The organism is Pseudoxanthomonas sp. JC1303, from assembly GCF_058448525.1.
Genome location: NZ_CP185958.1, coordinates 2,023,477 through 2,048,500 on the forward strand (window position 1 = coordinate 2,023,477; position 25,024 = coordinate 2,048,500).

Annotated in this window: 22 protein-coding genes; 10 read left to right on the forward strand and 12 right to left on the reverse strand. The window is 69.8% G+C overall.

Annotated elements, in window-relative coordinates; all coding sequences use genetic code 11:
• Positions 1-28 precede the first annotated feature (28 nt).
• Together hemH and ACORQU_RS08850 are read left to right on the forward strand one after the other, a co-directional pair.
• Positions 29-1,033 (forward strand): ferrochelatase, encoded by a 1,005-nt coding sequence (hemH, locus tag ACORQU_RS08845; RefSeq protein ID WP_491644676.1) that lies wholly within the window; start codon positions 29-31, stop codon positions 1,031-1,033.
• Positions 1,030-1,884 (forward strand): alpha/beta fold hydrolase, encoded by an 855-nt coding sequence (locus ACORQU_RS08850; protein ID WP_491644678.1) that lies wholly within the window; start codon positions 1,030-1,032, stop codon positions 1,882-1,884. Before hemH ends, ACORQU_RS08850 begins: the two co-directional genes overlap by 4 nt.
• Positions 1,885-1,990: 106 nt before the next feature.
• Here the strand turns inward: ACORQU_RS08850 and ACORQU_RS08855 are convergent, their stop codons facing one another.
• The 3 genes from ACORQU_RS08855 to ttcA all read right to left on the reverse strand — a co-directional run bounded on the left by ACORQU_RS08855 (position 1,991) and on the right by ttcA (position 4,795).
• The gene (locus ACORQU_RS08855; RefSeq protein WP_491644680.1) at positions 1,991-2,773 is read right to left on the reverse strand and encodes a M48 family metallopeptidase; all 783 of its coding nucleotides are present in this window, start codon (positions 2,771-2,773) and stop codon (positions 1,991-1,993) included.
• 71 nt (positions 2,774-2,844) lie between these two features.
• Positions 2,845-3,747 (reverse strand): recombination-associated protein RdgC, encoded by a 903-nt coding sequence (locus tag ACORQU_RS08860; RefSeq protein WP_271647647.1) that lies wholly within the window; start codon positions 3,745-3,747, stop codon positions 2,845-2,847.
• A 139-nt stretch (positions 3,748-3,886) separates the two neighbouring features.
• Complete coding sequence (gene ttcA / locus ACORQU_RS08865; RefSeq protein ID WP_491644682.1) at positions 3,887-4,795, reverse strand: tRNA 2-thiocytidine(32) synthetase TtcA; 909 nt, start codon at positions 4,793-4,795, stop codon at positions 3,887-3,889.
• 67 nt (positions 4,796-4,862) lie between these two features.
• Here ttcA and ACORQU_RS08870 point away from each other — a divergent pair, with 67 nt between their 5' ends.
• Both ACORQU_RS08870 and ACORQU_RS08875 read left to right on the forward strand, forming a co-directional pair.
• Positions 4,863-5,069 carry a YdcH family protein gene (locus ACORQU_RS08870; RefSeq protein WP_271647645.1) on the forward strand — a complete coding sequence of 69 codons (207 nt, stop codon included), beginning with the start codon at positions 4,863-4,865 and terminating at the stop codon, positions 5,067-5,069.
• 170 nt (positions 5,070-5,239) lie between these two features.
• On the forward strand, positions 5,240-5,908 hold the full coding sequence (locus tag ACORQU_RS08875; RefSeq protein ID WP_491644685.1) for a hypothetical protein: 669 nt from the start codon (positions 5,240-5,242) through the stop codon (positions 5,906-5,908).
• Between the two features lie 21 nt (positions 5,909-5,929).
• Here ACORQU_RS08875 and plsB read toward each other — a convergent pair whose 3' ends face one another.
• From plsB to ACORQU_RS08895, 4 genes are all read right to left on the reverse strand, one after another.
• A complete protein-coding gene (gene plsB, locus ACORQU_RS08880; RefSeq protein WP_491644687.1) occupies positions 5,930-8,602 on the reverse strand; it encodes a glycerol-3-phosphate 1-O-acyltransferase PlsB in 2,673 nt (890 codons plus the stop codon).
• Positions 8,602-9,573: a hypothetical protein gene (locus ACORQU_RS08885; protein WP_491644689.1), complete on the reverse strand. Its 972-nt coding sequence runs from the start codon at positions 9,571-9,573 to the stop codon at positions 8,602-8,604. Before ACORQU_RS08885 ends, plsB begins: the two co-directional genes overlap by 1 nt.
• Before the next feature lie 236 nt (positions 9,574-9,809).
• On the reverse strand, positions 9,810-10,523 hold the full coding sequence (gene pyrF, locus ACORQU_RS08890) for an orotidine-5'-phosphate decarboxylase (protein WP_491644691.1): 714 nt from the start codon (positions 10,521-10,523) through the stop codon (positions 9,810-9,812).
• A complete protein-coding gene (locus ACORQU_RS08895; RefSeq protein WP_491644693.1) occupies positions 10,520-11,443 on the reverse strand; it encodes a 5'-nucleotidase, lipoprotein e(P4) family in 924 nt (307 codons plus the stop codon). The genes pyrF and ACORQU_RS08895 overlap by 4 nt, the downstream gene beginning before the upstream one ends.
• A gap of 411 nt (positions 11,444-11,854) precedes the next feature.
• Between ACORQU_RS08895 and ACORQU_RS08900 the strand changes: the two genes are divergently transcribed.
• Positions 11,855-12,529: a YceH family protein gene (locus ACORQU_RS08900; protein ID WP_491644695.1), complete on the forward strand. Its 675-nt coding sequence runs from the start codon at positions 11,855-11,857 to the stop codon at positions 12,527-12,529.
• 55 nt (positions 12,530-12,584) lie between these two features.
• Positions 12,585-14,486 (forward strand): lysozyme inhibitor LprI family protein, encoded by a 1,902-nt coding sequence (locus tag ACORQU_RS08905; protein ID WP_491644696.1) that lies wholly within the window; start codon positions 12,585-12,587, stop codon positions 14,484-14,486.
• A gap of 18 nt (positions 14,487-14,504) precedes the next feature.
• Here ACORQU_RS08905 and ACORQU_RS08910 read toward each other — a convergent pair whose 3' ends face one another.
• Positions 14,505-16,484 carry a UvrD-helicase domain-containing protein gene (locus tag ACORQU_RS08910; RefSeq protein ID WP_491644698.1) on the reverse strand — a complete coding sequence of 660 codons (1,980 nt, stop codon included), beginning with the start codon at positions 16,482-16,484 and terminating at the stop codon, positions 14,505-14,507.
• Positions 16,485-16,588: 104 nt separating this feature from the next.
• Between ACORQU_RS08910 and ACORQU_RS08915 the strand changes: the two genes are divergently transcribed.
• Complete coding sequence (locus ACORQU_RS08915; protein ID WP_491644700.1) at positions 16,589-17,290, forward strand: sel1 repeat family protein; 702 nt, start codon at positions 16,589-16,591, stop codon at positions 17,288-17,290.
• 51 nt (positions 17,291-17,341) lie between these two features.
• Complete coding sequence (locus tag ACORQU_RS08920) at positions 17,342-17,965, forward strand: thymidine kinase (RefSeq protein ID WP_491644702.1); 624 nt, start codon at positions 17,342-17,344, stop codon at positions 17,963-17,965.
• 43 nt (positions 17,966-18,008) lie between these two features.
• Here ACORQU_RS08920 and ACORQU_RS08925 read toward each other — a convergent pair whose 3' ends face one another.
• The 4 genes from ACORQU_RS08925 to ACORQU_RS08940 form a co-directional block, all read right to left on the reverse strand.
• On the reverse strand, positions 18,009-20,822 hold the full coding sequence (locus tag ACORQU_RS08925; protein ID WP_491644704.1) for a protein kinase domain-containing protein: 2,814 nt from the start codon (positions 20,820-20,822) through the stop codon (positions 18,009-18,011).
• Positions 20,823-20,840: 18 nt separating this feature from the next.
• Positions 20,841-21,410, reverse strand: coding sequence for an ECF-type sigma factor (locus ACORQU_RS08930; protein WP_271647634.1), 570 nt, complete (start codon positions 21,408-21,410; stop codon positions 20,841-20,843).
• A 75-nt stretch (positions 21,411-21,485) separates the two neighbouring features.
• Positions 21,486-22,298 (reverse strand): bifunctional DNA-formamidopyrimidine glycosylase/DNA-(apurinic or apyrimidinic site) lyase, encoded by an 813-nt coding sequence (mutM, locus tag ACORQU_RS08935; RefSeq protein WP_491644706.1) that lies wholly within the window; start codon positions 22,296-22,298, stop codon positions 21,486-21,488.
• Positions 22,299-22,392: 94 nt separating this feature from the next.
• Positions 22,393-23,211: an ABC transporter ATP-binding protein gene (locus ACORQU_RS08940; RefSeq protein ID WP_491644707.1), complete on the reverse strand. Its 819-nt coding sequence runs from the start codon at positions 23,209-23,211 to the stop codon at positions 22,393-22,395.
• 132 nt (positions 23,212-23,343) lie between these two features.
• Here ACORQU_RS08940 and ACORQU_RS08945 point away from each other — a divergent pair, with 132 nt between their 5' ends.
• Positions 23,344-24,543 (forward strand): DesA family fatty acid desaturase, encoded by a 1,200-nt coding sequence (locus ACORQU_RS08945; RefSeq protein ID WP_271647631.1) that lies wholly within the window; start codon positions 23,344-23,346, stop codon positions 24,541-24,543.
• Between the two features lie 85 nt (positions 24,544-24,628).
• On the forward strand, positions 24,629-24,961 hold the full coding sequence (locus tag ACORQU_RS08950) for an EF-hand domain-containing protein (protein WP_271647629.1): 333 nt from the start codon (positions 24,629-24,631) through the stop codon (positions 24,959-24,961).
• The last annotated feature ends 63 nt before the right edge of the window (positions 24,962-25,024 follow it).

Below are 25,024 nucleotides of genomic sequence, written 5' to 3' on the forward strand. Positions count from 1 at the left end.
CACACCGTGGGTCTGTCATCATGTGCCCATGCAAACGACCTCCCTTGATGCCGCCGGCCCCGTGCCACTGCCGGCCACCGGCACCCTGGTGCTGGTCAACCTGGGCACCCCCGAGGCGCCGACCGCGCCGGCGGTGCGCCGCTACCTGGCCGAATTCCTCAGTGACCGACGCGTGGTCGCCATCCCGCCCTTGCTGTGGCAGCCGCTGCTGCGTGGCCTGATCCTGCCGCTGCGCGGTCCCAAGTCCGCGGAGAAATACGCCAAGGTGTGGCTGGACGGCGGTTCGCCGCTGGCCGTGTACACCACTGGCCTGGCCGCGCGGATGCAGGCGCTGCTGCCGGGCTGGCGGGTCGTGCCGGCCATGCGCTACGGCCAGCCGGCGCTGCGCGCGCTGCTGGAACGGCTCAAGGGCGAGGGCACGCCACTGCGGGTGCTGCCGCTGTATCCGCAGTACTCGACCACCACCACCGCCTCGGTGCGCGACGTGGTCGATGCGGTGCTGCCTAGCGCTGGCGCGGGACAACTGGGCTGGGTGGACGACTACTCGGACGATCCGGACTGGATCGCGGCGGTGGTGGCCTCCATCGCGCGCTGGCGCCAGGCCAACGGCACCGGAGAACACCTGCTGTTCTCCTTCCATGGCCTGCCCCAGCGCGTGGCCAACAACGGCGACCCGTACCCGCAGCGGTGCGAGCGCAGCGCCGCGCTGATCGCCCAGGCCCTGGGCCTGGCCGAAGGCGACTGGACGCTGACCTACCAGTCGCGCTTCGGCAAGGAGCGCTGGCTGGAGCCGGCCACCGATACCGAGCTGGCCGCGCTGGCCGCGCGCGGCGTGCGCCAGGTGGACGTGGTCTGTCCCGGATTCGCGGTGGACTGCCTGGAGACCCTGGAGGAGGTCGGCATGCAGTTTGCCGAGGGCTTCGCCGAGGCCGGTGGCACTCTGCGCTACATCCCCTGCCTCAACGATTCGCCCGAACACGCCCAGGCCCTGCTGGCCATGCTGGAGCGCCAGCTGGGGCCGATGCGCGCATGAACCTGGTCGAATGCGTGCTGCCGGCCAGCGTCGGCGCGCTGCACGCCCTGCGTGGCGGTGATCCGGAGGGGTCCAAGGTCATCGCCCTGCACGGATGGCTGGACAACGCGGCCAGCTGGATTCCGTTGTTGGACCTGTTGCCGCAGCCGCTGGACGTGCTGGCGCTGGACCTGCCCGGGCATGGGCGCAGCGTGCATCTGCCGCCGGGCACCGAGTACTCGCCATTCGTGGCGATCAACGCGGTGCTCGATGCGGCCGATGCCCTGGGCTGGGAGCGCTTCGCCCTGCTGGGCCATTCGATGGGCGCGGGCATCTCCAGCCTGATCGCGGCGGCCTGTCCGCAGCGCGTGCGGCGGCTGGTGTGCATCGAGGCCCTGGGCGGCCTGGGCGAGGCGGCGGACCAGGCCCCGGCGCGGATGCGCGATGCCATTGCGCAGGCGCGCCTGCCTTCGCGCCGCCCGCTGCGGGTCTTCAACGCGCTCGCGGCCCCGATCCGCGCGCGCATGCAGGCCAACGGCCTGAGCGAGGCCAGCGCACGGCTGCTGGTCGAACGCGGCGTGCGCGGGGTCGACGATGGCTGGGTCTGGAGCAGCGACCCGCGCCTGATGCTGCCCTCGCTGTACCGCGCCACGCACGACCAGGTCGATGCGCTGGTGGCATCCATCGACTGCCCGGCCCAGGTGATCCTGGCGACCCCGGCGCAGCACTATTTCCCCGAACCCCTGCGCAGCCAGCGCGCCGCGCGCCTGCGTCGTGGCCACGTCGCGGTCCTGCCCGGCCATCACCATCTACACATGGATGACGCGCCGGCCGTGGCCGGGGTCATTGGCGGCTTTCTCGGCGAGGACTGAGCCGACCGCTGCACTCACAGACCGCTGTGGGAGCCGACATGGCAGCGATAGGGCGCTATCGGGAAAGCCGCATCGCCGCCATGGCGTCTCCCACCCAGCGAGGTGGTCAGCTCTGCAGCAGGGTGCGCAGCTGCGCTTTGAGGATGCGGCCGTGTTCGTGGAAATAGGCGCGTTCGGCGCGCCAGTCGGGAAAGCGCGCCTGCACCTCGGCCCAGAACGCCGGCGAGTGGTTGGCCTGGGCCAGGTGGCACAGCTCGTGGACCAGCACGTACTCAAAGGCCGACGGCCGGGCCAGGACCAGGGACAGGTCCAGCGCCATCGACCCGTCCGGACTGAGCGAGCCCCATTGCGAGGACATGATCTTGAAGCGCACCCGGCCCGGCGCGCGCGGCAGGCCGGGCAGGTGGCGCGGGGTCCAGGCCTGCACGTCGGCCATGGCCTGGGTTTCGTAGAAGCTGCGCAGGGTGCGGACCAGGGTCGCCTGGCTGGCGCGCCCGGGCCATTGCAGGTGCAGGCCATCCTCGCGCAGGTCCAGCTGCGTATAGCGGCCGCTGCGCCAGTGCAGGGCGATGTCCTGTCCCCGCAGCGGCAGGCTGGGGGTCGCGTGCGGGCGCAGCGGCTGCACCGTCTCGGGCACGGCGCTGCGGGCCAGCTGCTCGCACAGCCATTGATGGTGTTCTTCCAGGAAGCGCTCGCCGGCCAGCAGGCTGGCCCGCGAGGGCAGGGTCAGGCGCGCGCCGCGCTCATCCACGCTCAGGCGAATGCGGCGCGCGCGCGGGTCGCGCACGCGCTGAACCTCGATCGGGGGCGCACCGGCACGCGCCGGCACGACGATGGTGTCGCGCTCGACGCTGCGGGGTGGTTTGGCGGTGAGCCGGCGCAGCAGCATGGGGCCATTCTAGGGCGCGACGTCCTGCGCCGGTGCGACAGCCGCGTGTCACTCGGCGCGGCCGCGCGGCCTCATTCCATGCGGCTGAACTTGAGCGCGCCTTCCAGGATGGTGAACAGGCGCCGGACCTCGGCGCTCATCAGCGCGAAGCGCGTGTCCAGTTCGGCGCGCAGGTCGTCGCTGCCGGTCGATTCGAGCTGGTCAACCACGCCATCGAGGAACTTCAGCTTGCGGATGATCAGGTCATCGCCCAGGACGAAGGACACGTGGTCGTCCAGCACCAGGGCCAGCTTGGTGACCTGCTTGCCGGCTTCCAGGTGCTTGTCGATCTCCTCGCAGCGCAATTCCTGATGCTGGCATTTGACCACGGCCCCACCGTCGATGGGGTCCTTCATCTCGCATTCCTCGCCCAGGCTCAGCCCCTCGGGCAAAGGCTCGCCAGCGATCCAGGCGGTGAGGATGGACTGCGGGGCGACCTCGGCGTTGACCGGCACGGCCGGGAAGCTGCCCATCGCCCCGCGCAGCTCGGAGACCACGTTCTCGGCGCTCTTGCGCGAGGAGGCGTCCACGGCGATGAAGCCGGACTTCAGGTCCAGCATGGCATCGATGCGCGAGGGCTTGACGAAGGCGCGCGGCAGCAGTTCGTGGAGCAGGTCGTCCTTGAGGCGCTTGCGGGTCTTGCCACCGGGGCGGCGGCCTTCCTTTTCCTCGATCTCGTCGAGTTTGCGCGCCAGCAGGTCGTTGACCACCGCGCCGGGCAGGATCTTGTCCTCGCCGCCAACGCTGACCCAGATGGCCTCGTCGGCGCGATGGCTGGCGACCTCCTCGTTGCGGCCGAACGGGGAGATGAAGCCGCGCGAGCTCATCTCCAGCGGGCCAACCGGCTTGAGCGGGGCCTGCTGCAGCTGGCTGTCCAGTTCGGAGAAATCCAGCGAGGTGGGGAAGCGGAACAGGGTCAGGTTGCGAAAGAACATGCGAGGGACCAGATGGGGGCGCGGCGCTGGCAAAGCGTCCGGCGCGAAAGAATGGACCGGCGATTATCGCTGCTGGCGCCGCGGCCGACACCATTGACAGCGATCGCCCCAGGGCGCCCGGAATCGGGCCGGGGCGGCCTCAGTCCTGGTGCTCGTCCTGGCCACCGCCCAGCCAAGCGCGCGCATCGGGCGGCGCGCCGGCCCCGCGCGCGCCCAGGGCGAGGAAATCGAACAGCTTCGGATCGGCCAGCTGCGAGGGCCGGATGTCGCCCATCGCCCGGGCGATCTGCTCGATCCGCCCCGGCGATTCCTTCTCCCAGGCCTTGAGCATGTGGCCGACCTGGCGCCGCTGCAGGTTTTCCTGGCTGCCGCACAGGTTGCAGGGAATGATCGGGAAGGCCTTTGCCTCGGCATAGTCGACGATGTCGGCCTCGCGCACGTAGGCCAGCGGCCGGATCACCACGTGGCGGCCATCGTCGGACAGCAGCTTGGGCGGCATGCCCGACAGCTTGGCGTGGTGGAACAGGTTCATGAAGAAGGTGGCCACCATGTCGTCGCGGTGGTGACCCAGGGCGATCTTGGTGAAGCCGTGCTCGGCGGCGTAGCTGTACAGCGCGCCGCGGCGCATGCGCGAGCACAGCGAGCACATCGTCTTGCCTTCGGGGATCACCCGGCTGACCACCGAGTAGGTGTCCTGCTCGATGATGTGGTACGGCACGCCCAAGGATTCCAGATAGGCCGGCAGCACGTGCTCGGGGAAGCCGGGCTGCTTCTGGTCCAGGTTGACCGCCACCAGTTCGAAGTCCACCGGGGCCTTCTTCTGCAGCTGCAGCAGCACGTCGAGCATCGTGTAGCTGTCCTTGCCGCCGGACAGGCAGACCATGACCTTGTCGCCGGCCTCGATCATCCCGTAGTCGGCAATGGCCTGGCCGACCTGGCGACGCAGGCGCTTGGCCAGCTTGGTCTGCTCGCGGTAGGCGCGGCCGTGCCGGTCGGCCGGGCGGGGGGCTGGATCGTCCAGCAGCTGCAGGGGCAAAGGCGTGCTCATGCCGGGCATTTTACCGGCCCGTGGCGCGGGCCTCACCGCCGCCACGTGCGCGGGGTATGCTGCGCCCATGGACAACGGCGCGACCGAAGAGGTGGTCTCCCGGCTGACCCGCCTGCGGCGGGAACACCGCGATCTGGACGAAGAGATCCTGCGCCTGCTCGCGGGCATCCAGGCCGATGAACTGTCGGTCAAGCGTCTGAAGAAGCGCAAGCTGTGGTTGAAGGACTGCATCGCCCGGCTGGAAAGCGCCCTGATCCCCGACGAGCCGGCCTGACCTTGCGCTAGCCGGATCGGGCCGCTTGTGACCCGTCACGTCACCCCGCATCCTGCGCACCCGGCGTTGGACCCTGCACGGCAAGGCGATGGCGGGGTCCGGCCGTTGGCGCGATGTTTGCTTGGGCACCCCTATCGACCCGCGTCTTCGGGCCAGCCGGTACCCGCTCCATGCAAGCCGCTGCTTCCTCCGCCAGTTCCAGCCACGGCCCGTCGTCGGGGCAGGGGCGTCTGCACGCCGTGCGCCTGGGGCCCGGCCAGGGGGGCGCCATGCTGCGCCGTCTGCGCACGCGACTGCTAGACGAGCAGGGCCAGGACCACTGGCTGCAGGACGATGCCCTGGAAATGAGCGCCACCCAGGTGGTTGTCCTGCAGGGGCAGGAGCCGGTGGCCGCGCTGCGGCTGCATGCGGCCGACACCCCGCAGTTGCGCCAGGAGATGGCCGGTCTGCTGCGCCTGGAGCGCTTTGCCGGGACCTGGCCGGCCGCCAGCCTGGTGGTCGGCTCGCGCCTGGCGGTGCTGGCCGAGCATCGCGTGCGGCCGGTGATCGATGCGCTGGTCCGTGAGGCTTACCAGCTGTCGCGCGATTCCGGGGTGCGCTTCGGCCTGATCATGTGCCCGCCGGAGCTGCATGCGCTGTTCGCTTTCTACGGTTTCCAGGAATACCTGCCGCCGGCGATCCTGCCCGGCGGCAGCGCGGTGCTGCGCATGGTGATGGTCTGCGAGCACGCCGCCGATTTCCGCGCCACCGGCTCGCCCCTGCTGGAGCTGGTGCAGCAGCCGGAGATCGGAGCCTCGGCCCACGCCTGGCTGGCGCAGGCCTTTCCGATGCTGGGCTGAGCCGGGCGGGCCCGGTTTGGCTTATTCGGACGGTTCCGGGGCGGTGTCCTGCGGGCGCGCCGCTTCGGGGCTGACCCGCTCGATGGTGTGGCGCAGCTCGCGGCCGAGGATGATCTTGGCATCGCGCGCCCAGGCGTCCAGGCGCTCGTCGAACAGCAGCTTGCTGTTTTCGTCGGGCCAGACCAGCTTGAGTTCGCGCAGTTTCTGGATGAAACCGCGGAACAGGGTGCGGTCGAAGAATTCCGGGGCGGCCGGCGCATAGAGCAGGCTCAGGCGCTGGGCGGCCTGCTGGCACAGGCTCTCCAGCTCGGCCGAGCCCAGGGTGCCAGGGCCGTTCTTCACCAGCACCGAGATGGCGATGTAATAGCGCTCGAAGGCCTGCTGCAGCGAGTGGCCGATCGCCCGCAGGCGGAACACCTCGTCGGTCTGGCCGGCGTTGCGGGCCAGGATGCCGCCGTCGTCATCGCCGACCTGCTCGAGCAGGCGCGCCTGGATGAACACGTCGATGGTGCGCTCGATGCGCGCGCTGAACTGCTCCGGTGTCCACGGCAGGAACAGCTCGGCCTGCAGGAACGGATACAGCTGCACGCCCAGCCCGACCAGGCGCTGGCGCGACATGCGCCGGTTGTTCTGGAAGCAGCAGGCGATCCACGAGGCCGCGGTGAACAGGTGCAGGACGTTGTTGCGGTAATAGCTCAGCAGCACCGCGGTGTCTTCGTCGACCACGTCCAGCACATCGCCCAGCGGGTGGGAGATGCGGCGCAGGACGTTGATGTCCAGGCCGTGGGCGATGATGCGCTCGGGGCTGTGCGGGGAGACGGTCACCCGGTCCGAATACGGCAGTTCCTTGAGCAGGGCCTTGGACAGCTCGATCTGGGCGATCAGGTCGCCCTCGGCCATGGCGTGCTTGGGCGTGGACAGCAGGGCCAGCGCCAGCAGGTTGATCGGGTTGACGTCGGCGGCCGCATTGACCCGCACATTGATGGTCTGGGCCAGCGCATCGACCGTATCGGACAGCCAGCGCGGCTTTTCCTCGTCGGGCAGGGGCGTGCCGTCCCATTCCGGCGCGTGCTCGGCCAGCACCGCGTTCAGTTCGATCGGCTCGCCGAAGTTCACCACCACCTGGCCGAAGTTGGAGCGCAGCACCTTGGGGATGTTCCACAGCAGGCCCCAGATCGATTCCTTCTGCTTGGGCCGGCCGGAGAGTTCGTCCAGGTAGCTCTTGCCCTCCATCAGCTTCTCGTAGCCGATGTAGACCGGCTGGAACAGCACCGGCTTGCGCGGCTGGCGCAGGTAGGCGCGCACGGTCATCGAGATCACCCCGCCCTTAGGCGGCAGCAGCCGGCCGGTACGCGAACGTCCGCCTTCCACGAAGTACTCGATGGAATAGCCGCCAGCGACCAGCTGCGCCATGTATTCGGAGAACACCGCCGAATACAGCGGGTTGCCGCGGAACGAGCGCCGGGCGAAGAACGCCCCGCCCTTGCGCAGCAGGGTGCCGACCACCGGCAGGTTGAGGTTGATGCCGGCGAAGATGTGCGGCGGCACGATGCCGCGCTCGTACAGCAGGTAGCTCAGCAGCAGGTAGTCCATGTGGCTGCGGTGGCTGGGCACGTAGACGATCTCGTGCCCGGGCGCGGCGTCCTTGAACTTGTCCAGGTGGTGCACCAGCACGCCGGCGTAGATGCGGTTCCACACGTGCGACAGCAGGAAGCTGGCCGAGCGCACCACCGGGTTGGAATAGTCCGCGGCGATCTCCCAGGCCATGGCGTGGGCCTTCTTCCAGGCGTCCTCCGGCTTGGTGTTGTCGCGGCGGGCCTGGTCGGCGATGGCCTGCTTGACCGACTCGGCCGCCAGCACCTGGTCCACCAGCAAACGCCGGGTCGACAGGTCCGGGCCGATCACCGATTCGCGGATGCGGTGGAAGTGCGTGCGCAGCACGCGCGAGAGCTTGCGCACCGTGCGTTCGGGGGGGAGCTGTTCGGCGACGGTATCGCGGACCGACACCGGCGGCGAAAACCGCACGATGGTGTTGCGTCCGTTGAGCAGGATGGCCAGCAGCCGGCGGAAGCGGCCCACCAGGGCCCAGTTCTCCGAGAACAGCACCGCGAACCAGCCGCTCTGCTTGTCCGGCGCGCGCCCCACGAAGATCGACACCGGGACCAGCTGCACGTCCAGGGCCAGGTTATGGCGGTGTGCCTGCAGCAGCCGGGCCAGCGAGTCCGAATGGGTCTTGGCGCTGCCAGCTTCGGGGATCAGCGTGGGCGAGCTGCGCCGCGACAGCGCCAGGTAGGCGCGCTTGCGCCGGATCGGGTCGCCCGGGATCGGCTGCAGCGGCGACGGCAGGCCGGCGGCGTGACAGGCGCGGTCCAGGATCAGGGCGTTGGACAGCCCATAGTCTTCCAGCACATAGCAGACCGGCCGGTTGTCGATCATCGCCCCGGGGGCCTCCGGTTCGATGTCCAGGTTCACCCACGGGTCGACCAGGCGGTGCATCAGGCGCGCCCACAGGGGCGCCTTGCCGCTGCGGCCGATCGGCGCGGACACCGGCACCGGCAGGTGCGCGTGTTCGCCGTCCACCGGCGCACTGGCCGCGGCGGCGTGCTCGGCGGTCTCGGGCTGGCCCGCGCGCGGCGGCTGCGGAGCGTTGTCGTCCGGGAGGGGGAGGGGAGTCTGTTCGGGCATCGGCGGCATTATGCCCAATGCCCGCGCGCGCCCGCCCGCAGGCGCAGGGCGACCTTGTCTTCGGCCGGGGCCGGTTCGGCGGGTGCCTGGTCCGGGTCCGGCGCCGATGGCGTCTGTTCCATCCGCTTGCGCAGGGCCTCGGCGCGGTCCATGTAGTCGGCCACATACCAGTGTCCGGCCTGGCGCCGCAGGGTGACGGTGAGGGTGATCGGCTTGCCGGCCAGCGGGTATCGGACCTGGACGGTGGCCACATCGCCTTCGATGGTGACCGCCCCGGTCACCAGCTGGGCCAGGCTCTCGTGCAGGGACAGGCCGTAGTCGTCCAGGACCTTGACGAAGGTGGCCAGGAAGGGATCGAGTCTGCGCAGCGAGGCTTCCATCCCCGCCTCGCGCAGGTCCAGGTCGCTGTCGATCCCGGTGGCCCGGGCAGCCGCCACCAGCTCGCGCAGGGCGGTGTGGGCGCGCGGCGCGTCGGCCAGCGGGGCGTCCTGGGCCCAGGACGACAGCGCGGGGATGACCTGGGCCAGATGCTTGCGCTGGGCCGGGGTGAAATCACCCTGGTTGCGCACGTACTGGGTGGCGAACAGACCCAGCGTCTGGGCAGCGTTGCGCAGGTCCTGGGTCTGACCCGCCAGCTGGCGGTCGTAGTCCATGCCCAGCTGGCGCTCGGCATCGTTGGCCGACAACGTGGCCAGCATCGGCACGATGCGTTCGGGCAGGGGGAGTTCGCTCAGTGGCCAGCGGCTCAGGTCCTGCGACCAGGCGCGGGCGAAGGTGGCGTAGTCCGCCGCCGGCACCGCGTCGCGGGCGAATCCGGCCAGATCGTCCTGGCCCAGTCGCTGGGCCAGATGGATCACGGTGGCGGCCGGGCCGTCGGGCGGGCCGGGCACCTGCGCCTGCGGCGCGGTGTCCGGTGTGCAGGCGCCCAGCGCGAGCAGCGCACAGGCAAGGACAGCAATGGAGCGCTTGGCCAGTCGCATGCGTAATCCCCTGTGGAGCCTCATCTTGGCCGCAGCGCCGTGGCGTGGGCAAGAAACCCCGTCGCGGGGCAAAAAAACAGGCCCGGTCGATCACGACGCGCGGGCCTGGTAAATCCGGGAAACATCCCGGCGGACTTGGTTGTGGCAACGACCCGGTCGAAACCGGACGGCGCACAGCCTAGCGCCTGAATGAATCCAAGGCAATACTTTAAGTTAATTGATGCAAGTTGTTGATTTCAAATGAGTGAATTGGCGATCTCCGCCTGCATCGCTTCCGCGGCGGCGCGTGGATCGGGCGCCTGACGGATCGGCCGGCCGACCACGATGGCGCTGGCGCCGGCGGCGAACGCCTCGGCCACGCCCATCACCCGCTTCTGATCGCCTGTCGCGCTGCCGGCCGGGCGGATGCCCGGGCAGACGATGTCGAAGCCGGCGCCGGTCGCCGCGCGCACGGGCCCGGCTTCCTGGCCCGAACAGATCACCCCGTCGATGCCGGCGGCCTTGGCGGCCAGCGCCCGCTGCACCACCACGGCCTGCGGATCGGCGTCGATACCCATCGCGCCCAGGTCGGTGCGGTCCATCGAGGTCAGCACGGTGACCGCCAGCAGGCGCAGCTGGCCGCTGCGCGCGTTGGCGGCGGCCTCCATCATCGGTGCGTGCCAGCCGTGCAGCGTGGCGAAGGTCACCGGCCAGCGCGAGAGTCCGCCGATGACGCCGGCGATGGTGGCGGGGATGTCGAAGAACTTCAGATCCACGAAGATCTTCTTGTCGCGCTTGGCCAGCGCGTCGAGCACGGTGAAGTAGTCGCCAGAGGCCAGCAGCTCCATGCCGATCTTGTAGAACTGCACCGCATCGCCCAGGCGGTCGACCCATTCCAGCGCCTGCGCGCCGGTCGGTTCGTCCAGGGCGACGATCAGGCGTTCGCGCGGGCCCAGGGTCAGCGCGCTCACTGGGCGAAATCCAGCTGTGCGCGCTTGGCGGCCCGGCGGACCCCGCGCGGCTGCTGCCAGTCGTTGTTGAACAGCGCCGGTTCCCACGACCCGTAGGTCGGACCGGGCAGCATCCACCAGCGCTGGCCGAACCAGGCGTCGTACTTGTCCAGCAGCCCGGCGCGGCCTTCCTCGGTATTGGCGATGACCTGGGCGAAATCGCCGAGCTGGTCACCGAACTGCATCAGCACCCGGTACTGCTGCCCGGCCAGCTTGCGCCGGCAGGTCTTCTCGGTGCCGTTCTGCTCGCAGCCCTTGAGCACGGTGCCCAGCCCCAGGAACACGCTGTCATCGGCCACCGGCAGCCCGGCGCTGCGCAGGTTGGCCAGGGTGGCGTCCTTGAGGTGCACGGCGCGGTTGGAGATGTACAACAGGGTGATGCCGCGGGCCTTGGCCGCCTTGGCGAATTCGACCACGCCCGGGACCGGCTTGGCCTTCTTCTCGGCGACCCACTGGTCCCAGCTGACTTCGTCGTATTCGGCGTTGTCGCGGATCAGGCGGGCCTGGTAGGGCGAGTTGTCCAACACCGTCTCGTCCACATCCAGGATCACCGCCGGCTTGAGATCGCCGACCGCGCCGCCGCGTTCGTCCTCGGGCAGGGCGTCCCAGGTCTTGTCTTTGAGCGCGGCATCGAGGTGGTCGGCGGCGGCGCGGTAAGTCTGCTCGGCGATGGCCTTGTATTCGGCCGAGCGCTGCACCCAGAGCACGGCGTTAAGGTTGTCGTCGGCCAGCACCTCGGTGGTGGCCGGGGCCGGATCGGCGCTGGCCTGGGCGGAGGACTGGGGCGTCGTCGCCGTGGTGTCCGGGGCGGGGGCCGGTTTGCAGGCGGCCAGCGCCAGCACGGTGCCGGCGCTCAGGAGCAGGGTGCGGGGTCGGGTCACGAGACGAAGGGCAAGGCTTGAAGGATGCGCGAGTTTAACGGCTGACCATGACCACCGTGCTGCGCCCGCTGTCCGGGCGGCCCGATGGCCGCAACTCAAGCAACTACGCAGGGTGGCCTGGCGCACGAGTCAGCGCGCAGGCGTGCGCCTGACCACCCGCGGCGGGGCAGCCCAATTCGCGGGAGACCCACGCACGCCAGCAGCTGATCCAGAATGTGCGATGCCACGCGGTCGCCTAGCGCCGAGCAAGACCGGGGAATTCCGGCTGTGGCCCGGCTCCCGGCGCAGGCTGCGGGAATCGAAGACCTCCGAGGTGGGCGGCGCGGCGCATGGCCGCCGTTCTGCCCTGCACCCAGCCATCTGCGCGCGGCAGCTATCCTTGCGCCCCGCTTCCGCTCCAACAGGTGCCCCATGACCGATGCCACCGAACTGCCCGTGCTCGACGCCGCCCAGGCGCGCCTGCTCGGCTGTCTGATCGAGAAGGAGGCCACCACGCCGGACGTCTACCCCCTGACCGTCAACGCCGCGGTCTCGGCCGCCAACCAGAAGACCGCGCGCGATCCGCTGATGAGCCTGCAGGCCGGGGCCGTGCAGCACGCGCTGCGCGCCCTGGAGTCGCTGGGCCTGGCGCGCCAGCAGTTCTCCTCCCGCGCCGAGCGCTACGAGCACCTGACCGGCAAGGCCTTCGGCCTGCCCAATCAGCAGGTCGCGCTGCTGGGCCTGCTGCTGCTGCGTGGGCCGCAGACGGTCAACGAACTGTTGGCCCGCGCCGAGCGGCTCACCACCCTGGCCGACGCCGAGGATGCGCGCCATCACCTCGACCGGCTGGCCCATCGCAGTCCCGCGCTGGTGGTGCAGATTCCACGCGGGCCCGGCCAGCGCGAGGATCGCTGGATGCACCTGTTGGCTGGCCCAGTGGACGTGGAGGCGGTGCAGGCGCGCACCACAGGGGCGGTCCCCGCGGCTGCCGGCGAGCTGGAACACCGCCTGGCTGCGCTGGAGGCCCGCGTCGCCGAACTGGAGGCGCGGCTGGGGGATCACGGAGGCAGCGATCCCGCGCCGGGCGCGGGTGCCCAGCTGTCCTGAATGACCCGCTGCGCGCGTGAAACCGCAAGAACCTCCCCCTCATGACCGGTGCTCCATGCGTTTGACCCTGACTGCCGCAGCGCTGCTGTCGCTGGCGCTGCTGCTGGCAGCCTGCAAACCGCAGCCGCCCGCCCCGCCCCGGCAGGCGGTGTCGAGCGCGCCCGAGCCTGCGCTCAACGCCATCCCCGAGACGCTGCCGCCGGCGCCGCCGCGCACCATCAAGGCCTCCTTCCAATGCCCCTCGCGCCCGGTCGAGGGCGAGCCGATGCTGCCGTTGGCCGAGCCGCTGACCGATCTGCAAAAGCTGATCTGCGACGAGGTCGAGCTGGCCATGCTCGACCACCAGGTGCACGACGCGTATGTCGCCGCGCGCCTGCGCGGCGGCGTGAACCGTGCGGCCATGTCGCATGCCCAGCAGCAGTGGGAGACCGACCGTGAGACCTGCCTGAAGGCGGCCGACCCGCGCGACTGCGTGGCCGAGTCCAGCCGCACGCGCCTGGCCGAACTGGTCCTGCAGGACCCGGCCACCCAGCCGCGCTTCACCCTGTCCTTCGGCTGTCGCGGGACCGGCACGGCGCTGCAGGCGCAGTTCTACGACACCATCAAGCCGTCATTCGCGGTGCTGGATTACGGGAGCCAGCACGCGGTGGTGTTCGTGCAACCCTCGCCGGTCGGCCTGCGTTACAAGCGCACCGGGGTGGATTTCGTCCTGCTGCATGGGCAGGTCGCCGCCGACCTGTACGGCCGTAACCTGGCCTGTGCGCTGCCGTCGGCGTCGGCGACCTCCGATCTGCTGGTCAAGGCCCTCGCGCCGCCTCCCGCTGCATTGCCCGATGCCGATCCGGCGGCGACCGAGCCCGCCACGACAACGGCAACGACCACCGTGCCTGAGCCGGCATCGGAGCAAGCGTCGGCGCCGATCGAGGCTTCGACGCCGGCAGCGCCACCGGCACCGGCTTCTATCGCCAATGTACCCACGCCCGTCCCGGCAACGCCCCCGGAGCGGCAGCCTGCGCCAGGGCCCACGGTGAATCGCGCGGTCGCCGCCGCGCCCCCGGTAGTGGCAAAGAAGACGGACCTTGCCGCTGCGGCAACCCCCGCCGCCGAGGTGCCCGCCGTCGTCACGCCCAGGCGCCCCGTGGTCGCGGAGGCGACGCCCGCCCCGGCCCAGCCGGTGGCGCGCCCGACGCGTTCGCCCGTGCCCTCGGCTGTGGCGGCGGCCACCCCCGCAGCCAGGCCCGCGCCGCAAGCCACATCTACACGGGCCCCGGCGCCGGCCAAGGCCACGTCGACGGCAAACGTCAGTGAAGCTACCGCCAAGGCCCCCGTCGAAACGCCCGCCCCGCGGGCGCCCGCGCCCAGCGTCAGTCCCGGCAAGGCCGCGCGCAGCAACGACGCATTGGCGAGCCAGGCGTCGGTGCGCGTCGCCGGGCGGGCCGACAACGCTGCGCCTCCGGTCTCGACCCCGCCGCGGGCGAAGGCGCCGCGCGCCGCCACAACGACCACCGAGACGCTGGCAGCGCAGAGCCCGGCACGCGCCGCGGGACGCACGGCCGAGCCGGCGCCGGCCCCGCCCAGGCCCTCCACGCCGGCGGCGCGCGCGACCGGGACGTTGGTGGCACAGGCCGCGTCCCAGGCGTCCGGGACCCCGGTGTCGCCACCGGTAGCGTCCGTTGCGCGCACGCCAGCGCCGCGGACGGCCGCGCAGGCCACCGACGCCTTGGTCCGGGAGACCGCGCCGGGCGCCTCGCACTCGACCCCGGCCACGCCTGCACGCACCGCAACGCGCGCGCGGTCGCGGATGACCGCCGCCGAGGCCACCGATGCCCTGGTCCGCCAGGTGCTGGCCCAGGTCGCCGCGGCCGAAGCCGCCGCCGCGCAGGCGAAGGCCCAGCAGAGCGCCGCGCCTGCTTCCGATATCTCGACCCCGCCATCGGGATCCAACGACGCCCCGTAGGCGGTAAGCACCGCCCGCTCAGTCGTCGAACAGTGCCTGGATCGCCGCCAGGCCGGCCTTGGCCCGTTCCTGCTTGCTGGCTGCGTCCAGTACCGGGTCGGCGCCGTCGCGCTGCAGCTCGCTCTGCGGCAGCTCGTCGATGAAGCGGCTGGGCTGCAGACGCATCAGCTCGCGGAACTTGCGCGTGGTGCGGCTGTGGCTGAGGTACAGGCCCTGCTTGGCGCGGGTAATGCCCACGTACATCAGGCGGCGCTCTTCCTCCAGCGAGCCTTCCTCCAGCGCCGCCTCGTGCGGCAGCACGCCGTCCTCGCAGCCGACGATGAACACATAGCGGAACTCCAGCCCCTTGGCCGCGTGCAGCGTCATCATCCGCACCTGGTTGCCGCCATCGTCCTTGTCGTTGCGCGACAGCAGCGCCAGCTGCGCGGCCAGGTCGCCCGCGCTGGCGCCGCGCGGGCCGCCACCGAACCAATCGGCCAGTTCCTCCAGGTTGGCCTTGCGGCGCTGGAAGGAGGCTTCGTCCTTGGACTGCACGCGCAGGTCGGCCAGCAGGCCCGAGCGCTCGGCCAGCAGCAGGACCAGTTCGGCCGCCGGCAGCTTGGGGGCCTGGCTGCGCAGGTCGCGCAGGGCATCGTTGAACGCGGCCAGGCCATTGGCCGCGCGCGGCGGCAGGGCCTGCAGGGCGCCACTAATCTCGGCCGTACGCGCCATCGGCAGATGTCGGGCCTGGGCCAGTTCGGCCAAGCGCGCCAGCGAGGTCGCGCCGACCTCGCGCTTGGGCGCCTGCACCGCGCGCAGGAAGGCCGCATCGTCATCCGGATTGGCCACCAGGCGCAGCCAGCTCAGCGCGTCCTTGACCTCCTGTCGCTCCAGGAACGCGGTGCCGCCGGTCAGGTGGTAGGGGATACGCAGCAGCTGCAGCGCCTTTTCGATCACCCTTGACTGGAAGTTGCCGCGGAACAGGATGCAGAACTCGTTCCACGGCACCTGCTTGGCGCTCTGCAGGAAGGCGATCTCCGCGGCGACCTTCTCGGCCTCGTGCTCGTTGTCGCGGCATTCCCAGACCCGGATGCGCTCGCCGTCGGCCTGGTCGGACCACAGCTGCTTGAGGTGCTCGTGCGGGTTGTTGGCGATGAGCGCGTTGGCCGCGCGCAGCACGCGGTTGGAACAGCGATAGTTCTGTTCGAGCTTGATGACCTCCAGCTGCGGATAGTCGCGCGCCATGAGCATCAAGTTCTCGGGGTTGGCGCCGCGCCAGGAGTAGATCGACTGATCGTCGTCGCCCACGCAGGTGAAGTCGCCGCGCGGGCCGGCCAGGGCCTTGAGCAGGCGGTACTGGGCGTCGTTGGTGTCCTGCGATTCGTCCACCAGCAGGTAGCCGATGCGCTCGCGCCAGGCGGCGGTGATCTCCGCGTTGCCCTCCAGGATCTGCACCGGCAGGCGGATCAGATCGTCGAAGTCCACCGCGTTGAAGCTGGTCAGCCGCGCCTGGTAGCGCGCGTACAGCGCGGCGGCCTCCACCTCGCGCGGGCTGCGGGCCAGTTCGGCGGTCTGCTCGGGCGACAGCCCGGCATTCTTGGCCCGCGAGACCAGCGATTTCATCTGCTCGACCGCGTCGGGCTTGGCGCCGGGCATCAGGTCCTTGAACTGCGCGTTGGCATCGTCGGCGTCGAAGATGGAGAAATTACGCTTCAACCCGGCCGCAGCGTGCTCGATCTGCAGGAACTTCAGTCCCAGCGCGTGGAATGTGCAGATGGTCAGGCCTTCGGCCGCATCGCCCTTGACGCGCTTGGCCAGGCGCTCGCGCATCTCCTTGGCCGACTTGTTGGTGAAGGTGATGGCCGCGATGCGCTTGGCCGGCATGCGTTTGGACGCGATCAGGTGCGCGATCTTCTCGATGATCACGCGCGTCTTGCCGCTGCCGGCGCCGGCCAGCACCAGCAGCGGACCATGCACGTGCAGCACCGCCGCGCGCTGTGGGGGGTTGAGGAAGTCCATGAACACACGGCCGATGACGATCGGCCTATTTTAGCGCCCCAGCATGTAGGTCATGATCGACGCCAATATCACGGAAGGAGATGTGCATGCGCTGGAGACACTGGGTGGCAGCTTCGCTGCTTTTGCCGTTGAGCGTCCAAGTCGCGCCAGCACAAGAATCGGCGGAGATTCGTCAAGATGTCCTCAACGGTGGGTTTCTGGATTACCACCCGGACATGGCCAACCACAATCGGGGCATGCAGGCATTGCGTGCAGGTGACGCACCTGGTGCCATGGAATACTTCCGCCGCGCGGCGCGCTATGCAGACAAAGCCTCGCAAGGGACGTTGGGAGAGATGTATTGGTATGGCGTCAACATGCCGGCAGATCACGTCAAGGCGTTCTTGTGGATGGAACTGGCGGCAGAGCGTGACTACCCCACGTTCGTGGAGTTACGCGACCGCTATCGCGCGGCGCTGAATCCGGCCCAGTGGCAGCAGGCGCAGGCTCAGCGACAGGCATTGTGGGATGAATACGCGGACGAGGTCGCGTTGCCGCGTATCGCCAAGGAGCTCCAGCGCGGGCAACGTGCCATGACCGGGAGTCGGACCGGGGCGCTCACCGGTCAAGTGGAGATTCAGTTCCTTGGCCCTCTTGGAGGGCGCAGCATCCAAGCCTCGGAGTTCTACAAATCCCAGTTCTGGGATCCGGTCCAATACAAGCAATGGGTCGACAAGGGCTGGATGGATTACGGCAAGGGCCAAGTCAAGGTGGGTGCCATTGATCCCGATGCCAGTGAGTCCGAGGCGCATTCAGGGGAAAAGTGATCCTGGACCGGCGTGTGGCGGTGACCAGGTCGCGCCCGCACAATTACGGCCATGGCCAAGCTCTATTTCTATTATTCGGCGATGAACGCCGGCAAGACCACGACCCTGCTGCAGTCGGCGCATAACTACCAGGAGCGCGGCATGCGCGTGCTGATCCTGACCCCGCGCCTGGATCACCGCGCCGGCTCCGGCGTGGTGGCCTCGCGCATCGGGCTGCGTGCCGAAGGGACCGCCTTCGGTGCCGACGATGACCTCCTGGGCGTGGTCGATGCCGATATCGCCGCGCACGGGGCACTGCATTGCGTGCTGGTGGACGAGTCGCAGTTCCTCACCCGCTCCCAGGTCTGGCAGCTGAGCGAGGTGGTCGACCAGCGACGCATCCCGGTGCTGTGCTACGGACTGCGTACCGATTTCCGCGGCGAGTTGTTCGAGGGCAGCCAGTACCTGTTGGCCTGGGCCGACGAGCTCAGCGAGATCAAGACCATCTGCCACACCGGCGCCAAGGCGACCATGACCGTGCGCGTCGATGGTCAGGGACGGGTGGTGCAGGACGGTCCGCAGGTGGAGATCGGCGGCAACGAGGCCTACGTGTCGGTCAGCCGTGCCGAGTACAAGAAGATCACCCGCGGCGAGTCGGCGATGGCCCCGCCGCTGCAGGCCAGGTTGCCGCTCTAGGGCGTGTCGTCAATTTCCGATCGATGGCACGCCCGCGGTCGCTTCAGCGCTGGGCCAGTCGCTGGGTCGCGCAGCGATCGCGGATCTGTTGGATCTCACGGGCCAGGGTGCCGCCATCCGGGCGCGCCTGGTCGATCTGTTCCAGCAAGGCATCCAACTGCTTGAGCGGGGCGCTGGAGGCTTTGATCCTGCAGCGGGCCTCGGCCGCGTAGGCGCTCGCGCTCCAGCGCAGGCGGATGGCCTCGCTGCCGGTTCCGGCGCGTCGGGCCAGGGCGTCCATGCGGGACAGTCCCGGTTCCAGTTGGCCCAGGCGCGCCTGGTTGCGGGCCACGGCCAACTCGGCCTCCAGGCGGCGTGGATGGTCGGCGGGGTAACCGTTGCGGATCAGCGTTGCCCCATTTTCGAACCAGGATTCGGCCTTCTCCGGCGCGCCGCCGTCGGCGAGGATCTGCCCGATCATGCGGTCCGTGTCACCGACCAGGGGGTGGTTGGCGCCGTAGTTCTGGATGCGCAGGGTGCGCGCCTCGCGTAGGGCTTCCAGGGCTTGGCCGTCGTGGCCGGCGGCGTGCAGGACCCGTCCGTAATTGAACAGTCCGCCCGCCAGCTGTCCGGCGCCCTCCGGCGTGCGCCAGATCTCCACCGCGTGGGCGATGTCGCGCTGGGCGGCCTCCAGGTCGTCCTGCTCCCAGGCGATGATGCCCATCGTGTTCCAGGCCAGGCCGGTTTCCCGGTGGTGCGGCCCAAGCACCTGCTCGGTCTCGGGCAGCAAAATGCGCATGCGCGCAGCCGCGGCGCTGATCTGCCCCATGTCCACCTGCAGGGCGACGATCTGGCGCTGCAGGCTCAGGGTGACCGGGTGATCGGTGCCGTTGAGGCGATTGGAGAGCGCCAGCGCCTGTTGATAGGTGCTTTGCGCGCGTGCGGTCTCGCCGCGGAACCGCCAGGCCGCACCCAAGACCCGCAGGATTTCCACGGCCAGCGGATGCTCGCGTCCGGAATGCTGGTCCAGGTGCGCCAGCGCGGCCTGGTAGCCCTCCAGCGCCTGTTGTTCGCGGGCCAGGTCGGTATCGAGCATGGCCAGGTCCAGCATGTTTTCGGCCACGCCGACCTCGTCGCCCTGATTCCGGCGCCGTGCCAGCGAGCGGTCCAGCAGCTGTCGGGCCAGCTCCAGGTCGCCACGGGGGCGCAGGCAGCGGGCGTATTGGGACAGGAAGTCCGCGACCTCCGCATCGTCAGTCAGGGGCTTGTGGGTCAAGGGCTCCAGCGGGGCGAGCTTGTGTGCGCAGGCGTCGCCGCGATCGAGCAGCCGCAGCGCGCGGCCTTCCTGGGCGGCGATCTGCAATTGCAGATTGGCGGGCGCCTGCCGGTCGGGAGGGAGCAGTGCCTGGGCACGTTCGAGCAGCGCCAGCGCCTGCTCGTAGTCGCCCAGGCCGATCCGCAGCCGGGCCACCACCGCCAGCAGTTCGGCGTGGGCCAGGGGTTGCTGGGCCAGCTCGCGCTCGCCACGCGCCACCCCGAGCTCCAGCAGCTTGCGGGTATCGAAGGCGTCGCCGCGTGGGGCGGCGCCAGCGCTGTCGAACAGCCCAATCACGAAATCCTGCATCGCCTGGGCCCGCTGGGCTTCGTGCACGGCCTGGCTGGCCTGGCGCAGGCTGATCGCGGCAGCGCCCAGCAGGATCAGCGAGGCCAGGCTGCCCGCCAGCAGCCACCAGCGTTGACGTAGGACGTACTTGCCCAGGCGGTAGCCGATACTCTGCCGGCGCGCCTGTACCGGGAGCCCTTCAAGGTGACGCCCGAGGTCCGAGGACAGCGCCTCGACCGAGGGGTAGCGGTGCTCGGGCTTCTTGAGCAGCGCCTTGAGCACGATGCGGTCCAGGTCGCCGCGCAGGCGGCGGGCCTGGCGGTGCAGTTCGCCCCGCATTTCCTTTGGCGCGTCCATGCCCAGCACGGCCTGCGACGGCCGGGGAGGCTCGGTCCCGACGATCGCCCGCTCCCATTCCAGGGACGATTCGCCGGTCAGCCGGTAGGGCTTGGTGCCGGCCAACAGTTCGTAGAGGACCACGCCCAGGGCGTACACATCGGTGCGCGTGGTGACCGGCTCGCCGCGGATCTGCTCGGGCGCGGCATAGTGCGGAGTGAAGGCCCGCAACTCGGTGCGCGCGCCACCGCCCTCGGGCGAGTCGAGCAACTTGGCGATGCCGAAGTCCAGCAGCCTGGTGTCGCCTTCGGCGGTGACCAGGATGTTGGAAGGCTTCAGGTCGCGATGGACGATCAGGTTGGCGTGGGCGTGGCTGACCGCCTGGCAGACCTGGCGGAACAGGGCCAGGCGCGCCTCCAGGCCCAGCGCGTGCTGCTGGCAGTACTCGGTGATGGGGAGGCCTTCGACGTATTCCAGCGCCAGGTAGGGCTGGCCCTGCTCGCCGACACCGGCGTCGAGCAGGCGGCCGATATGCGGATGTTCCAGCCGGGCCAGGATGTCGCGCTCGCGCGAGAAGCGCAGGCGCAAGCGGTGGTCCGCGAACCCAGGGCGGAGCAGCTTGAGCGCGACCCGGCGTTGGTAGCTGCCATCGGCACGCGCGGCGCGCCAGACCATGCCCATACCGCCTTCGCCCAGCACGCATTCCAAGCGGTAGGGCCCGATGCGGGCACCGGCGCGCAGGGTTGGCTGGGGCTCGTGCAGGGGCGGCGGCCAGGCCTCCTCGCTGTCTTCCTCCAGCGCCAGCAGGCCAGCGACGTCCTCGGCCAGGTCCGGGTCCTCCTGCGCCACCCGTTTCAGCTGGTGCGCGCGCTGCTCTGGATTCATGTCCAGCAACAGGTCCAGCAGCGGGGAGACGCGCTTCCAGCGGGCAGGGTCCATCGCGTGTCCCAGGCCCGGTTACTCGTCCTGCATCGCGGCCAGCAGGAACAGGCGGGCCTTCTGCCAGTCGCGGCGGACGCTGCGCTCGGAGCGCTGCATCAGCTCGGCGATCTCCAGTTCGGACAGGCCGGCGAAATAGCGCATCTCCACCACCTTGGCCAGGCGCGGATCGGCATCGGACAGCTTGTCCAGCGCGCTGTTGAGGGCCAGGGTGGTTTCGTCCAGCCGAAGCAGGTTGCTTTCCACGTCCTCGGGGATCTCGGCCACGCGCTTGAGATCGCCGCCACGCTTGCGTGCCAGCCGGCTGCGCGCGTAGTCGACCACCACCGAACGCATCGAGGAGGCGGCGTAGGCGAAGAAATGCGCCCGATCATCGAACTGCGCCGCGCCTTGCGCGCCCAGCAGCTTGAGATAGGACTCATGGACCAGCGCCGTCGCGTCCAGGGTATGGCCCTGGTGACCCGCCAGTTGCCGGCGGGCCATGGTGTGCAGTTCCTGGTAGAGCGTGGAGAGCACGCGATCCAGCGCCGCACGGTCGCCCGCACGCGCAGAATCCAGCCACGAAGTGATGTCGGCCCCGCGTTCCATACCTGCACGTCCCTCGGCTCCCCGCGTGAATCATAGCGCCCTGGCGCCGGCCCGGTGCCGTAACCGCGTCTTCATTCAGCGCTGGCAGCGCGGGCACCACACGCTGGTGCGCTGGCCGATCTGCTCGGCCTTGAGCGCGCTGCCGCAGCGTTTGCAGGGCTGCCCACCGCGGCCATAGACCCACAGCTCCTGTTCGAAGTAGCCCGGCGCGCCGTCCGGGCTGATGAAGTCGCGCAAGGTGGTGCCGCCGCGTTGGATCGCGTGGGCCAGGATGGCCCGCGCCGCGTCGGCCAGCGCGTCGTAGCGCGCCCGGGACACCTTGCCTGCCGGCCGCAGCGGGTGGATGCCCGCGCTGAACAGGCTTTCGGCCGCGTAGATGTTGCCGACGCCCACTACGACGCGTTGGTCCATCAGGAAGGTCTTCACCGGGGCGCTGCGTCCACGACTGCGGGCGAACAGATAGGCCCCATCGAAGGTGTCCGAGAGCGGCTCGGGCCCCAGGTCACGCAGTAACGGATGCACCGTGCCCGGCGCCTGCCAGAGCAGGCAGCCGAACCGGCGTGGGTCGTTGAAGCGCAGGACCTGGCCGCTGTCGAGCGCCAGGTCGACGTGGTCGTGCGCGCGCACCGGCGTGGCCGCGGGCAGCACCCGCAGGCTGCCGCTCATGCCCAGGTGGAGCAGGGCGCTACCGGCCTGGGTGTCCAGCAGCAGGTACTTGGCGCGGCGGCGGACCGCGTCGATGCGCGCGCCCGGCAGATGGGCTCGGACCTCGGTGGGAATCGGCCAGCGCAGATCGTCGCGCCGCTGCAGGACCGCGCGCACGATCGCCCCTTCCAGGTGCGGGGCCAGACCGCGGCGGGTGGTTTCGACTTCGGGCAGTTCGGGCATGGGCAGAGGTCCTGGAATTCACCGCGGTCGCAGGAACCGGCCGGATCCACACAGGTGGGGCCGTGCCGGGCGGCGTCCAAGGCCACGGTGCGGCTCAGGCGGCGCAGGCCCGGTAGATGCCACGCTCGCAGCGCACGTCCAGCGGCCCCCCGTAGACCTGGGAGAGCAGGGGGGCGGTCAGGGTCTGGGCGCGGGAACCATCGGCGACGATGCGACCGTCCTGCATGAGCACCACGCGGTCGATCGCCGGCACGATTTCCTCCAGGTGGTGGGTGACCAGCACCAGGGTGATCCCCTGGGCGGCCAGTTCGCCCATCAAGGTGCAGAACTGCTGCTGGGCGATCACGTCCAGCCCGGCGGTGGGCTCATCCAGCAACAGGGCCTGCGGCTGGTGAACCAGGGCGCGGGCGATCAGGACCCGGCGCATCTGGCCGGTGGACAACTCGGCGACCAGGCGCCCGGACAGCGCCTGCCCGTCCACCCGGGCCAGCGCTTCGGTCGCCCGCGCGCGCATCTCGGCGGTGACCTCCTGGTCGATGGGCAGGACGAAGCTGGCAAAGAAGCCGGTGACGATCGCGTCCTCCACCCGCAACTGGTACATCTCCTGCAGGTCGCGGGTTGCATCGCTGGTGACCACGCCCAGGCGCGTACGCAGCTGGGTCACATTCCAGCGGTCCTGGCCGAACACCCGCACCGGGGCCTGGCCCTCGCGCGCCAGTGGATAGAGCTCGCGATTGATCAGCTTGATGAAGGTCGACTTGCCGCAGCCGTTGGGGCCCAGCAGGGCGGTGTGCTGGCCCAGCACGATGCGCAGGTCCAGCGCATGCAGCACCGGCGACTCGCCGCGCACGACGGTGGCGTTGTCCAGCTCGATCAGGGCGTTTGGGGAAGATGACTCAGTGACGGACGGCATGATTTCCTGGGGACACCGTGCACGGGGCTGAACGCCATACGTCCGCGACGGGTGAAGTTTGCGGTGGGAGGCTCCATTATGGAGGCCTGCGTCGCGCGTGCTGCCGGCGCTTCGTCCCTGGAGGGGGAACACATGCACGCAACCCTGATCGACCTGCTGACCGGCGGGCTGTTGCAGTTCACGTGGTGGGAGCTGTTGCTGGTGCTGTTGGTGTGCGCCCAGCTGACCATCTTCTCGGTCACCCTGTATCTGCATCGCAGCCAGGCCCATCGCGGCGTGGATTTCCATCCCGTGCTCAACCACGGCTTCCGCTTCTGGACGTGGCTGACCACCTCGATGATCACCAAGGAGTGGGTGGCGATCCATCGCAAGCACCACGCCAAGGTCGAAACCGACGAGGATCCGCACAGCCCGCAAGCCAAGGGCATCGGCAAGGTGTTCTGGGAAGGCGTGGAGCTGTACCGCGAAGCGCGCGGCCAGCGTGCCGATATCGAGCAGTACGGGCGCGGTGCGCCGGAAGACTGGATCGAGCGTCACCTCTACACCCCGCGTGCCAACTGGGGGCCGGTGTTGTTGCTGCTGGTGCAGGCCACGCTGTTCGGCCTGCCGGGCGTGGCGGTGTGGGCGATCCAGATGGCGTGGATCCCGTTCTGGGCCGCCGGCGTGGTCAACGGGCTGGGGCACTGGTGGGGCTATCGCAACTTCGAATCGGCCGACACCTCGACCAACCTGACGCCATGGGCGTTCTGGATCGGCGGCGAGGAACTGCACAACAACCACCACGCCTTCCCCAGCTCGGCGCGCTTTGCGATGCGTCGCTTCGAGTTCGACATCGGCTGGGCCGCGATCAAGGGCCTGGAAGCACTGCGTCTGGCCAAGGTGCTGCGCGTGGCCCCACGCCTGGACATTCGCCCCAATATCGCCGTGCCGGATGCGGATACCCTGAAGGCGCTGCTGTCGCATCGCTTCCAGGCCATGACCGACTACCAGCGCAATGTGTTCAAGCCGGTGCTGGCCGAGGAAGCCGCCAACGCCGGGCAGAAGCTGCGCCAGTTGCTGCCGAGCCGGATGCGCCGCGGCTTGGTCGACGACGGTCGCTGGCTCAAGCCCGATGCGCGTGATGCCCTTCATTCCTGGGTCTCGCAGCGGCCGCGCATGCAGGCGCTGGTGGAGCATCGCAAGCGTCTGGCCGCCGTCCTGGAGGCACGTTCCAACGATGCCGCCGAACGCCTGCGCCAGCTGCAGCAGTGGTGCAAGGAGGCCGAGGAAAGTGGCATCGCCTCCTTGCAGGCCTACTCGCGCCGGCTCAAGGGCTACGCGCTGGCGCATTGAATCAGTCGGTCTGCCCGGCTTGCACACGCCCCGGCCCGTCCGGGGCGTGTCGTGTCCGACCCCAGCTCCTGCGACACTGGCGACCATGCGCCTGCCCCTCCTGATCGCCTTGACCTGTTGCGTGCCTGCGGCCCTGGCCCAGGTGCCGGATCGCACCTCGGACTATCTGGCGCGCCTGGACACCGACCATGACGGCCGGGTCAGCGTCGACGAGTACGTGGCCTGGATGACCTACGCCTTCGATGCGCGCGATGCCGACCACAATGGCGTGCTGGAAGGGGCCGAGTTGCCCGGCAGCCGCGGCAAGCCGGTCTCGCGTGCGGTGCTGGTCGAGCAGTTGCGGACCCGGTTTGGCCGCCAGGACCGCAACCACGACGGGTACCTGGATGCCCGCGAACTGGCCGCCCCGCCGCAATAGGCAGGCATACGGCCTGTGTGGCCGGCGGCGATAATGCGCGCCTCCTCAAGGCGTTCCTGGTGG